10 protein-coding genes are annotated in these 12,676 nt (G+C 46.6%); all 10 read right to left on the bottom strand.

Annotation, left to right across the window (positions count from 1 at the left end; all coding sequences use genetic code 11):
- Positions 1–14: 14 nt before the first annotated feature.
- The 10 genes from ftsA to CBI30_RS08240 are packed head-to-tail and all read right to left on the bottom strand — an operon-like array spanning position 15 to position 12,673.
- Positions 15–1,244: a cell division protein FtsA gene (ftsA, locus tag CBI30_RS08285; protein WP_088527834.1), complete on the bottom strand. Its 1,230-nt coding sequence runs from the start codon at positions 1,242–1,244 to the stop codon at positions 15–17.
- 9 nt (positions 1,245–1,253) lie between these two features.
- Complete coding sequence (locus CBI30_RS08280) at positions 1,254–2,120, bottom strand: cell division protein FtsQ/DivIB (RefSeq protein WP_088527833.1); 867 nt, start codon at positions 2,118–2,120, stop codon at positions 1,254–1,256.
- A 2-nt stretch (positions 2,121–2,122) separates the two neighbouring features.
- Positions 2,123–3,109 (bottom strand): D-alanine--D-alanine ligase, encoded by a 987-nt coding sequence (locus CBI30_RS08275; protein ID WP_088527871.1) that lies wholly within the window; start codon positions 3,107–3,109, stop codon positions 2,123–2,125.
- A gap of 13 nt (positions 3,110–3,122) precedes the next feature.
- Positions 3,123–4,559, bottom strand: a complete 1,437-nt coding sequence (gene murC / locus CBI30_RS08270; protein ID WP_088527832.1) for a UDP-N-acetylmuramate--L-alanine ligase — start codon at positions 4,557–4,559, stop codon at positions 3,123–3,125.
- Entirely contained in the window at positions 4,556–5,626 is a 1,071-nt protein-coding gene (murG, locus tag CBI30_RS08265) for an undecaprenyldiphospho-muramoylpentapeptide beta-N-acetylglucosaminyltransferase (protein ID WP_169711266.1), read from the bottom strand. The genes murC and murG overlap by 4 nt, the downstream gene beginning before the upstream one ends.
- Complete coding sequence (gene ftsW, locus CBI30_RS08260; protein WP_088527831.1) at positions 5,626–6,897, bottom strand: putative lipid II flippase FtsW; 1,272 nt, start codon at positions 6,895–6,897, stop codon at positions 5,626–5,628. The genes murG and ftsW overlap by 1 nt, the downstream gene beginning before the upstream one ends.
- A complete protein-coding gene (gene murD, locus CBI30_RS08255; protein WP_088527830.1) occupies positions 6,894–8,513 on the bottom strand; it encodes a UDP-N-acetylmuramoyl-L-alanine--D-glutamate ligase in 1,620 nt (539 codons plus the stop codon). The genes ftsW and murD overlap by 4 nt, the downstream gene beginning before the upstream one ends.
- A gap of 10 nt (positions 8,514–8,523) precedes the next feature.
- Positions 8,524–9,693 carry a phospho-N-acetylmuramoyl-pentapeptide-transferase gene (gene mraY / locus CBI30_RS08250; protein WP_088527829.1) on the bottom strand — a complete coding sequence of 390 codons (1,170 nt, stop codon included), beginning with the start codon at positions 9,691–9,693 and terminating at the stop codon, positions 8,524–8,526.
- Complete coding sequence (locus CBI30_RS08245; RefSeq protein WP_169711267.1) at positions 9,684–11,126, bottom strand: UDP-N-acetylmuramoyl-tripeptide--D-alanyl-D-alanine ligase; 1,443 nt, start codon at positions 11,124–11,126, stop codon at positions 9,684–9,686. Before CBI30_RS08245 ends, mraY begins: the two co-directional genes overlap by 10 nt.
- Positions 11,127–11,128: 2 nt before the next feature.
- Entirely contained in the window at positions 11,129–12,673 is a 1,545-nt protein-coding gene (locus CBI30_RS08240) for a UDP-N-acetylmuramoyl-L-alanyl-D-glutamate--2,6-diaminopimelate ligase (protein ID WP_088527869.1), read from the bottom strand.
- Positions 12,674–12,676: the final 3 nt, after the last annotated feature.

Raw genomic sequence — 12,676 nt, 5'->3', positions numbered from 1 at the left:
ACGACGAAAAAAACTTAAAAATTTCCTGCGAACCATTCCTTCATGCGCGAGATAACACTTTGTAGTGCGCCTGATTGAGATACTCGACGGCCACGCAACAACTGCGCCTGACCTTCCATTAATAAACCGATACTGGTAGCAAATCGTGGGCTACGTAAAACTTCATGTAAGTGCCCGCGATATTCAGGGGTGCCAATACGCGCTGGACGCAAGAACACCTGCTCAGCAAGCTCAACCATTCCAGGCATTAAAGCGGTTCCACCGGTCAGCACGATCCCTGAAGACACCATATCTTCGTAACCAGAATCACGTACTACACCTCGTACCAAAGTGAATAACTCTTCAACCCGTGGCTCGATCACCGCAGCTAAGGCTTGCTTAGACATTGGCCGCGGTTCGCGATCACCAACACCTGGTACATCAATCATGGTGGCGGGATCTGCCATATCCTGGCGAGCGATACCGTATTGAATCTTGAGATCTTCCGCATCAATCGTTGGGGTACGCAATGCCATTGCAATGTCATTGGTAATTTGATCGCCGGCAATCGGAATCACCGCTGTATGACGAATGGATCCTTGGCAATAAATTGCGATATCTGTTGTGCCACCGCCAATGTCAACTAAAACTACTCCCAACTCTTTTTCGTCATCAGTTAATACAGCCAAGCTAGATGCCAGCGGTTGCAAAATGAGATCATTGACTTCGAGTCCACAACGGCGCACACACTTCACAATATTTTGTGCGGCGCTTACCGCACCAGTGACGATATGCACTTTCACCTCAAGTCGCAAGCCACTCATACCAATTGGCTCTCGTACATCTTCCTGTCCATCAATAATGAATTCTTGAACGAGAATATGCAGAATTTGCTGATCCGTTGGAATGTTAATTGCCTTGGCAGTTTCTAAGACGCGCTCGACATCCCCCGCGCTCACTTCTTTATCGCGAATTGCCACCATACCGCTAGAGTTAAAACTCACGATGTGATTTCCAGCAATACCCGTAAATACCTGAACGATCTGGCGATCGGCCATGACCTCTGCTTCTTCAAGCGCCTTCTGGATAGATTGAACCGTTGCCTCAATGTTGACAACAACGCCCTTCTTCAACCCCTTAGATGCAGTTTGTCCAACACCAACAACATTAAATTGACCGTCAGGTGCCAATTCGGCAACCAAAGCAACCACCTTAGAGGTTCCAATATCTAATCCGACCAATAAATCGCGGTTATCTTTACTCATTCTCATTCCTCATTGCTTCTGCTCACTTTTTTTGCCATCCACTTCATTCTTTTTCAAACCTGCCGAAGCAAGATGCACTGCAAAACCATTTGCATAGCGAAGATCAATTGCATCTACGCGATTAGCCCATTTCTCTTGAACCTGAGGCCAATACTTAAAGAGGCGCGCTACACGATCTTCAGTTAAGGTCTTGTCTGAATTCTCTTCATCCCTGCCAAATTCAACCTTCATGCCATTCGAGAGCTTGACGTGCCAGGCATAACGCTCAGACAGGGTCAAATTCTTCACCTCAGCATCCCAAGGCTTAAACCAAGCATTCGCTTTTTCATACAAGCGCATGACTTCCTTGCTAGCATCTTCTGGCCCATGAAAATCAATCAACTGAATTCCGTCACCCACATCAGAAACACGGCCTGCAAATAGTTCACCATGAGTATTCATGAGGGTATGGCTATCAACCCCACCCCAAGTGCCAAAGGGCTTTTGCTCTTCAATACTCACAATTAATCCGTTAGGCCAAACTCTACGAACGTTCGCATGACGCACCCAAGGCATGGACTCAAATCCACGTTTAACGTCTTCCAGCTTCACGCTGAAAAAGTTTCCTTGAACTGTTTCTAATACCTGCTGCTTCACCACAGGCTTATTAATATGCTTCAATGTTTGCCCAACGACCGGCTCAATCATCACTTGGCGCAAAGCAAATACTGGGCGCTGACTTAGCCAAATTAAGATGCCAACACAAACCATGAGCACAAAGCAGCGCATCAAGAAACGACTCAACTTCTGCATCCGCTCTGGATAATTCCAAAGTGGAGATGCAAGCGAAGCAAATACTTCGCCAAATCCACCAAGGAAGGAACTTATCCGGCTCATGATTACAGGGGCCCTTTGCTATTGAGGGTCTGACTAATCACCCAGAGCACTAATTCTGCATACTCAATACCAGCTGCTTTAGCTGCCATAGGCACTAAAGAATGTGAGGTCATTCCAGGGGAAGTATTCATCTCCAAGAGATATGGTTTGCCGGTTTTTTGATCCAGCATGACATCAGCACGACCCCAAGTTTTACATCCGAGCGCACGATACGCTGCCAAGGCTAATTCTTGTACAGCAAGATTGACTTCGGGTGCCAAGCCAGTTGGGCATAAATATTTTGTCTCATCGGAGAAATATTTATTGTGAAAATCATAATTGGCTTGCGGGGGAATAATTTTAATCACTGGCAATGCTTCGGCATCATTGCCATAGCCAACTAATGGGCAAGTTAGCTCATCACCAATGATGCAACTCTCTGCTATCACTTTTTTATCCATCGCCGCAGCAAGCTGAAAGGCGGCAGGTAACTCTTCAACGGATTTAACCTTAGTTAACCCCAGGGAGGAGCCTTCATGGGCGGGCTTGACAATCAATGGCAGACCTAAGTGCTTCACTACTGCATTCCAGTCGCTATCAGCCTTCAACTCCTGGAACTCTGGAGTCGAAAGACCACTACTTAGCCAGACAAGCTTAGTAGCTATTTTGTCGATCGCTAAAGCGGAAGCTAATACACCGCTGCCGGTGTAAGGCAAACCTAAAAGCTCAAGTAATCCTTGAATCGTACCGTCCTCACCATAACGTCCATGCAGTGTGATGAAGATGCGATCAAATTTTTCTTTTGCTAATTCAGTTGGGCAACGCAATCCTGTATCAAACGGATGCGCATCAACACCTTTAGAAAGCAATGCCTCTAAAACTCCAGTTCCAGACATTAATGAAATCTCGCGCTCACCAGAAAGACCGCCCAGCAACACACCTACTCGGCCAAGAGACTTCACATCCAGTTTGGCAAGATCGCTTTTCACGCGTTCGCCCCAAGAACTCATTTGTACATTCTGATTAGACATGCTTCACCTCCGCCAATGCATGAGGTAAGCCTGAAATTGAGCCAGCGCCCATCGTGATCAATACATCGCCATTACGTAATAAGGCGCTTAATTTTTCCGGCATCTCGGCTACAGTTGGCGCAAATGCTACTGCCGCGCTATCCAAGGAAGCTTTCAAAGTCTTATCGGATGCAAGAGCAGCCTTCATGAGGCTCTGGCCATCCGCACCTGGAATCTTGGCTTCGCCAGCTGGGTATACCTCCGTCAAAACCAGTGCATCAAAGTTTTTAAGGACCTGGACAAATTCGCCAAAGCAATCGCGCGTCCGTGTAAATCGATGGGGCTGGAATGCCAATACCAAGCGACGATTTGGATAGGCTCCACGCGCGGCAGCTAAGGTGGCAGCCATCTCTACTGGGTGATGCCCATAGTCATCAATCAAAGTAAAGCTACCACCTGCCGCCAAAGGAAGATCACCATATTTCTGGAAGCGACGACCAACACCACTAAATTCAGATAAGGCCTTCACGATTGCCTCATCGCCAACACCTAATTCAGTTGCAATGCCAATTGCAGCTAATGCATTGCGAACGTTATGAAGTCCTGGCAAATTCAACTGCACCTCTAATGGACCCGGCACATTACCATGACGTCGAACTGTTTTGCGATCAACTGTGAAGTGCATACGAGTGCCTTCAGCACGCACATTGCTCGCACGAATATCGGCATCTTCCGATAGGCCGTAACGCAATATTGGCTGCGATACAAACGGAATAATATCTCTCACATTAGCGTCATCGATGCACAGAACTGCAACACCATAAAAAGGCATACGCTGAATAAACTGCACAAAAGCTTGTTTTAGTCTCGCCATATCATGTTGATAGGTATCCATATGATCAGCATCGATATTGGTTACCACCTCCATAGCTGGGAAGAGCTGCAAGAAGGAAGCATCAGACTCATCAGCCTCAACCACAATGAAGTCACCCTGACCTAAGCGCGCATTAGCACCTGCAGAATTTAATTTTCCACCAATGACAAAAGTAGGATCTAGACCACCCTCAGCCAACACTGAAGCCACTAAACTAGTGGTGGTAGTTTTGCCATGAGTGCCTGCAATCGCAATACCCTGCTTTAGTCGCATAAGTTCGCCGAGCATGACGGCACGCTGAATAACAGGTACCTTTGCTGCACGTGCAGCTAGCACTTCCGGATTATTACCAGTAACTGCAGTAGAAATCACTACCGCTTCTGCGGTACCAATATTCTTTGGATCATGTCCAATATGAATTACTGCACCCAACTCTTTCAGACGTTTAGTTGCCACACCTTCCGCTAAATCAGATCCAGATACCTGGTATCCCAAGTTCAGGAGCACTTCAGCAATGCCACTCATGCCTGCGCCGCCGATACCAATAAAATGAATCTGCTGAACGATATTTTTCATATTCCCACTCCCGCACAATCTGCACATACTTCAGCAACGCGTTGAGTTGCATGAGGTCTAGCTAAAACATGTGCACGCTCAGCCATTGCCTGCAAATCTTGGCGACTAAAGTTTTGAATCATAGAAGCTAGGTCCTGCGGATTGAGATCTGGTTGCGGCAAAAGAATCGCTGCATCTGCATCCGATAAAAAGCGTGCATTTGCAGTCTGATGATCATCAATCGCATAAGGAAATGGGATCAAACAGGATGCAACACCACATGCTGCAATCTCAGAGACTGTCATTGCGCCGGAGCGGCATATCACCAGGTCTGCTTGAGCATAGGCAGTTGGCATGTCATCAATAAATGGGCGAATATCAGCCTCTACACCCAACTCGGCATAACGCTTCTGTAGCTCCGCCAGATGCTTATCGCCCGCCTGATGAATTACGCGAGGACGAGCCCCTGGATCCATTAACGCTAGCGCTGCTGGAATAGCTTCGTTTAAAGCGGCGGCACCTAAGCTGCCACCAACAACCAGAATCGATAGAGGGCCAGAGCGCTCTGCGTAACGTGCAGAAGTGCTACCTACCGCTTCAAACTCTTCCCGAATTGGATTGCCAACCCACTCAGCATGTGCCATCGTGTCTGGAAAGCCAGTCAAAGTACGCATTGCAATTTTTGCTAAGGCGCGGTTTGCACTGCCCGCTACTGAATTTGCCTCATGCAAAACTAATGGCTTTTTCAATAGCTTAGTCATCAAGCCGCCAGGGAAAGTAATGTAGCCGCCCATACCCAACACCACATTGGGCTTTAGGCGACGCATGATTTTCCAGCTCTGATAACTTGCTCTTATGAGGTTAAACGGCAGCATCAGCTTGGCTTTAATGCCTTTGCCACGAAGACCACCAAAATCAACCGCCTCAAATGGGAAATCACAAGCTTTCACTAAGCGATATTCCATACCGTTTTGATTGCCGAGCCAAGATACTTTCCAGCCGCAAATGCGTAAATATTCGGCAACAGCAAGACCAGGGAAAATATGCCCCCCAGTACCGCCAGCCATGATTAGGATGGAGGGCTTCATTACAGCTTGCCTCCACGCATCAAGATTCGGTTTTCATAATCAATACGCAGTAGCATTGCTACCGCGACTGCATTCATCAAGATTCCAGATCCGCCATAACTCACCAATGGAAGAGTTAAACCTTTAGTAGGAAGCAGGCCTAAGTTCACACCCATGTTGATAAAAGCCTGCCAGCCAATCCAAATTGCTACACCTTTAGCGGCAAGACCGGCAAAGCTTCGATCTAATTGCAATGCGGTGCGACCGATTAAGAATGCGCGACGCACGATCCAATAGAACAAGAAGATCATCACCACCACACCTACAAATCCAAGCTCTTCACCAATTACGGCCATGATGAAGTCTGTATGAGCCTCTGGTAGATAGTGGAGTTTTTCAACACTACCACCCAAACCTAAACCAAACCATTCACCACGACCAAATGCCATGAGTGAATGGGTTAACTGATAACCCTTGTTCGCAGCGTTATCTACTTGCCATGGATCCATGAATGCCAGCATCCGTCCTCGACGGAATGGTGAGAGGGCAATCATGATTGCGCCACTCATGAGACCAACCACGATCAAGCCACCAAATAACTTGGCGTTAATGCCACCTAAGAACAAAATTCCAAAGGCAATTAAGGCCACTACTACGAACGCACCCATATCGGGCTCAGCCATTAGTAGGCCGCCAACTAATGCAACGGCAATACCCATCGGCAACATGCCCTTAACAAAGGAATGAAGATATTCTTGGCGCTGCACTGTATAACTTGCCGCAAAAATAATGGCAGCAAATTTCATTAATTCTGATGGCTGAAAATTCATGAGGCCCAATGGAATCCAACGCTTGGCGCCATTTACGCCCTTACCTATACCGGGGATGAGTACTGCAATTAATAGCAGTACCGTAAAACCAAAAATCACTGGTGAGTAGCGATACCAAACTTTAGTTGGGATCTTGAATGTCCAAATGCCAACACCGATGGCAATCGACAAAGAAATCACATGACGAATCAAAAAGTAATTACTACTGTAGTTTGCATACTTAGGACCATCAGCCAAAGTAATCGATGCAGAGTAGACCATCACCAAACCAATGAGCGCCAAAGACAGCACTGCCCAAACTAATAACTGGTCGTAATCCATCATGCGTGACCGAGTCTGCTCTACACCAGATACTGCATCTCTCAAGCCGCTACGGAAGTTATCTATTCCGCCTCTGGAGAAATTCCAGAAACGGCCAAGGCCCAAACGATTCTCAGGAAAGAGTTTTTCCCTCAAATTCATGCATGGACTCCTTCAAACTGCATTCCTAATTCTTGAACTTCTGCAACAAAAGCTTCGGCACGCGCAACGTAATCACTAAACTGATCAAAGCTAGCGCAGGCCGGTGACAATAAAACAATATCGCCAGACTGAGCTTGTTTAGCAGCTTGGGCTACTGCGTTTTGTATAGTCTCACTCAAAGTGCAAGGAACAGAATCCGCCAAAGCATCAGCGATGATTGGAGCATCCTGACCAATTAAAAAGACACCTTTTACAAATCGCATTACAGGGTCACGCAAAGGACTAAAGTCCTGACCCTTACCTACTCCGCCGGCAATCAACCAGATTCGCTTGCCTGATTCATTGGCACTCAAACCATTCAACGCTGCAACTGTTGCCCCTACATTGGTACCCTTGCTGTCATCTACATATTCAACGTTCGACACAATCGCCACACTTTGAACGCGATGAGGCTCACCGTGATAGTCACGCAAACCATGGAGCAACATATTCATTGGCAAGCCAGCCGATCTTGCTAGGGCGAGCGCTGCCAATGCATTCAAGGCATTGTGACGACCACGAATACGCAAGGCATCAGCAGGGATCAAACGCCTAAGTCTTAATGGCTCATCTTCTACAACGACGGCTTTACGGCGGCGCTTTGGTTGAGGCTCAAAATCCTCATCTACTTCAGCCCATACTAGCCAGTCAATACCACCGGCACGTAAATCATGTTCAATACCAAAGGCACCTTGCTCATCCGGACGGCTAGTACCGAATGTAATGATTGATCTATTGGCTTTTTGCTCTTCAGAGAGCAAACCCATGACCAAGGAATCATCTCGATTCAAGATGCAGATAGTGTCTTGCCTGAAGATATTTGCCTTTGCATCCACATAGGCCTGCATATCGCCATGCCAATCCAAATGATCTTGCGTAATATTTAATACTGTCGCAGCGGTCGCATTAAAAGTACTTGTATAGATTAATTGGAAGCTAGAGAGCTCAAGCACCCAAATCTCGGGCATATCTGAGATTTGATCTACCTCATCCAAGCAGGACATGAATTTATCTAAAGCAGCAGGGCTAATGTTTCCAGCAACAGCAACGCGCTTGCCAGTACGCTGACACAATTGACCAGTTAATGCAGTCGTTGTTGTTTTTCCGTTAGTACCAGTGATCGCCAATATTGCAGGTTTGTATTTCAAGCTATCTACTTGAGCCATCCTATCTAACGCAGCAATACCTCTGGCGAAGAATTCCATCTCCCCCCAGATGTCAACGCTTAGCTCTTGTGCCGTAGCCAAGAAAGAGGCTATTGGCTCTTGTACTGGTGATAAGCCAGGACTTATTCCAATAACATCAATACCTTTTAAATTAATGCCATCAAGAGTGCCAAAGTAAATATCTTTAAGCCCGGCAAATTCCAGATCACTCAGCCATGCTTTTTGCCGTTCATTCAGATTTTCACGATCGCGTGTATCAACTAGGTTTACTTTTGCGCCGTTACGCAAACACCACTTAGCCATTGCATAGCCAGACTCCCCCAATCCCATTATCAGGAAATTATGAGGCGCTTGATAGCCCTCATTCGCAATGAGTGCTGGATTAGCGAAGGCTTGGTCTAGGTTGTGCATGTTCTTTGGCTTACCGTAATTTCAGGCTGGAGAGGCCAATGAGGACTAATAAAATGGTGATGATCCAGAAACGCACTACCACTTGCGTTTCACGCCAGCCACCTAATTCGAAATGGTGGTGAAGTGGCGCCATTCTAAAAATACGACGCCCCTCACCAAAACGCTTCTTGGTAAATTTGAACCAGAAGACTTGTAGCATTACTGAGACTGTTTCTGCCACAAAAATGCCACCCATGACAAAAAGTACGATTTCTTGGCGGACAATAACTGCGATAGTTCCGAGTGCACCACCTAATGCAAGCGCACCAACGTCACCCATAAACACTTGGGCAGGATGCGTGTTGTACCAAAGGAATGCAAGACCTGCGCCGCCCATGGCTCCGCAGAAAATCATGAGCTCACCAGCGCCAGGGATATAAGGGAACAATAAATACTTTGCGTAAATCGCGTTACCCATAACGTAAGCAAATGCGCCCAATGCTGCGCCAACCAAAATCACAGGCATGATCACCAAACCATCTAAGCCATCTGTCAAATTCACTGCATTGCTACTACCAACAATGACTAAGTAACTTAAGATGATGAAGCCCATTACACCCAGCGGGTAACTGACTTCTTTCATAAATGGAATCAGCAAATTTGACTTAGCGGGTAGATCCAAAGCGAAGCCGCTCTTAAGCCAATCAAAGAACAACTGCAATACCTTGAGGTTGTTGACTTCAGATACCGAGAAGGCTAAATAAATTGCTGCAAATAAACCAATCATGGTTTGCCAAAAAAATTTCTCTCTCGAGGCCATTCCTTTGGGATCTTTGCGAGCTACTTTTCGGTAATCATCAACCCAGCCGATCAATCCAAATCCAAAAGTCACAATCATCACAATCCAGATAAAGCGATTTCTGAGATCTGCCCACAGCATGCAGGATATAAAAATACCCAGAAGAATTAATACGCCGCCCATCGTAGGGGTGCCAGATTTCACTAAATGGGTTTGTGGGCCATCAGTTCGCACTGCTTGACCCATCTTTAATGCAGTCAATTTACGAATAACCCAAGGGCCTGCAGCCAATCCAATTAGGAGGGCAGTCACCGTCGCCATTACCGCTCTAAAAGTGATGTAGTTAAAGACTCGGAAAAATCCAAAGTCATCCTGAAGCCATTGAGCCAACATCAAGAGCATGTTTTAGCCTCCTCTAATAAGGCCTGAACCACACGCTCCATGCGCATAAAACGAGATCCCTTAACCAAAATATCTAAATGCATTTGTTTGTTTGATTCTTGATGCACTAATGCCACGTTAAGCTCTTCAAGCAATTCATCCAATGTTGTGAAATGGGCGGCACTACTAGCAGATTGATTTTTCTGTGACCTATCAAAGCCTTGCACCGCAAATCTGGATTGCTCTCCGAGAGCAAATAACTTGGCAATACCCTGCTCCGCAGCATAGGCACCAACTTCTTCATGAAATGCTGGGCCTTGATTACCTACTTCACCCATGTCACCTAGGACTAACCAAGAGGCATTTCCAGACTGCTTGAGCGCATCAATAGCAGCTCTCACAGAGTCTGGATTGGCGTTATAGCTATCGTCGATCAGGGTGCGGTGGGAATTTAAAGACTTTGCTTGCATACGTCCATTTACCGGGGTAAAGGACTCTAAGCCTGCTTTAATATTTTCAAGGCTCAATCTAGCACCCAGAGCAACGGCGCTCGCTGCTAGCGCATTGCGGACGTTGTGATTTCCCAAGGTATTGAGTTGAACCTCAATCTTACCTAGCTCTGTCGTAATCTCAACTCTTCCATTGGGGAGCAACTTACCAGTTACGGATGCATTGATCGATGCTGCATCAGTAGACAAAACAAAATCAATCACCTTGCGGCCTGCGGCAGCTTGGTGCCAAACCTCAGAAAATTCAGTATCAGCTGGAAATACTACAACGCCATCTTTAGGAAGTGCGCTTAAAGCAGTCGCATGTTCTTTTGCAACCGCTTCAATGGTTGCCATAAATTCTTGATGCTCACGCTGTGCGTTGTTGATCAGGACAATATTGGCTTGTGCAATAGCAGCCAACTCTGCCGTTTCACCAGGATGGTTCATACCCAACTCAATCACCGCCAAGCGATCAGTCGAACGCATGCGCAATAAAGTTAAAGGTAAACCGATGTCATTATTTAGATTACCTTTGGTAACCAAGGTGAATTCTTCGCCAGCAGCAACCTTAAAGATTGAGGCAATCATCTCTTTTACAGTAGTCTTGCCATTAGAACCAGTAACCAAGGCCACAGGAATAGCAAACTGTGAGCGCCAAGCTTTTGCTAATTGACCCAAGCTTTGCTTGGTGTCATCTACACAGACTGCCGCTAGATTCGAGGGGCATTTTTCTTGATTGCTAATTAGGGCGGCGCTGGCCCCTGCTGAGGCTAACTCACCCAAATAATCATGGGCATCAAAACGTTCGCCTGCCAAGGCTACGAATAACTCACCAGCCTGAATTTGACGGCTATCACTGCCCACACGAGAAATATTGATTGCCTGGGCAGACTCATTGCTAGCGTGAATTAACTCGCTTCCCGGCAACATAGCATGCACTTGAGCAAGGGTAGTCATGGGCAGACTCATACACCACCGCCCGCAGCTAAACGAATGTGCTCTTGATCAGAAAAATCAAACTTCTTGCCATTGATTTCTTGAGTAGACTCATGTCCCTTACCGGCAACCAAAACAATGTCCTTGATATCTGCATGACGCACCGCAGCCATAATGGCAGCTGCTCTATCAGGTAACGCCTGAACATTTGTTAGGTCACCTGACATGCCAGCTTGAATCATGGCGATAATTGAGTTTGGCTCTTCAGATCTTGGGTTATCACTAGTAATCACAATGTGATCAGCCAACTCTTGGGCAACACGCCCCATTTGAGGTCGCTTACCCAAATCTCGATCGCCACCACAACCGAAAATACACCACACTTTTCCACCCCTTTGATTTGCAATAGGGCGTAGGGCGCTTAGCGCTTTAGTGAGGGCATCCGGCGTATGCGCATAATCAACAACAATTAATGGGCCTTCAGTTCTTTGTGTTTTGCTCAGGTGAATCAGCTCCATACGACCTGGAACAGGACTTAACTTAGTCATGCGCTTAGAGGCATCTTCAGGACTAAAGCCTTGAGCCAATAAAACAGTCCAGACCGCCAAGCAATTACTCAAATTAAATTCACCAAGTACTGCAAGCTCCACAACACCTGAACCAAGCTCATTTGAGCTAAATTGGGAGTGATATCCAGTAGGTGTAAGAACAGTGTCTTTTGCGTAAACCCGCTTCAAACGTTCGCCGAATTTCTCAAACCCAGCAAAAGCATCTTTACTTAGTGCATAGCCCCACACCTGAAGACTGCCAGTAGCAAGTAGCTTCATGGCCAACTCACGTCCAAATACGTCATCAAAATTAATGATGGCGTTCTGAAGCTTGGGCTGCTGAAACAATTTTGCTTTTGCTTCGGCGTACTCGCCCATCGTGCCGTGATAATCCAAATGATCTTGGGTTAAATTAGTAAACACTGCACTGTGTACATCCAGCCCAGAAATACGCTCTTGATCCAGTGCATGCGAGGAGATTTCTACGGCCACCTGCTGAGCGCCAGCATCAAGCAATTCTTTTAATTGGGTTTGCAAAAGTGGTGCATCTGGCGTGGTGTAACCCGTCTGAACCAGCGCCCCAGGAAATCCCGTGCCCAACGTACCAAGCACCGCCGTCCGATGACTCTCATCATCTAAGGCCTGTGAGAGCCACTGAGTAATGCTAGTCTTGCCATTAGTTCCAGTAACGCCAATAACATTCAAATTTTTGCTTGGGTAGTCATACCACTCTGCGCAGAGCTTCCCAGCCAAAGCGGCTAAATTCTCGATGGCAAAACATTGTGCGTGATCTAAATATTCGTTAGCAACTCCATTTGCTGGATCAAATACGACTGCCGCAGCACCATTCGCTAAAGCAGCAGCTATGTAATCACGACCATCTCGTAATACGTTTCCATGCCCAACCGCATAGGCAAAGAAGATGTCACCAGTTCGAATTTGACGACTATCGGCACTCACTTTTGCATCCGCAGAAGTCAGATCACGTAAATGAGAAATCAAGAGATGTGGTTCTATATTTACCATCGC

It is taken from the genome of Polynucleobacter aenigmaticus (assembly GCF_002206635.1).
GTDB classification, from domain to species: Bacteria; Pseudomonadota; Gammaproteobacteria; order Burkholderiales; family Burkholderiaceae; genus Polynucleobacter; species Polynucleobacter aenigmaticus.
This window is presented reverse-complemented; position numbering and strand designations above follow the sequence as displayed.

Excerpts from the sequence above, each read along its gene's own strand:
- ftsA (WP_088527834.1), bottom strand. The coding sequence starts at position 1,244 with ATGAGTAAAGATAACCGCGATTTATTGGTCGGATTAGATATTGGAACC.
- CBI30_RS08280 (WP_088527833.1), bottom strand. The coding sequence starts at position 2,120 with ATGAGCCGGATAAGTTCCTTCCTTGGTGGATTTGGCGAAGTATTTGCT.
- CBI30_RS08275 (WP_088527871.1), bottom strand. The coding sequence starts at position 3,109 with ATGAGTTCTTGGGGCGAACGCGTGAAAAGCGATCTTGCCAAACTGGAT.
- murC (WP_088527832.1), bottom strand. The coding sequence starts at position 4,559 with ATGAAAAATATCGTTCAGCAGATTCATTTTATTGGTATCGGCGGCGCA.
- murG (WP_169711266.1), bottom strand. The coding sequence starts at position 5,626 with ATGAAGCCCTCCATCCTAATCATGGCTGGCGGTACTGGGGGGCATATT.
- ftsW (WP_088527831.1), bottom strand. The coding sequence starts at position 6,897 with ATGAATTTGAGGGAAAAACTCTTTCCTGAGAATCGTTTGGGCCTTGGC.
- murD (WP_088527830.1), bottom strand. The coding sequence starts at position 8,513 with ATGCACAACCTAGACCAAGCCTTCGCTAATCCAGCACTCATTGCGAAT.
- mraY (WP_088527829.1), bottom strand. The coding sequence starts at position 9,693 with ATGCTCTTGATGTTGGCTCAATGGCTTCAGGATGACTTTGGATTTTTC.
- CBI30_RS08240 (WP_088527869.1), bottom strand. The coding sequence starts at position 12,673 with ATGGTAAATATAGAACCACATCTCTTGATTTCTCATTTACGTGATCTG.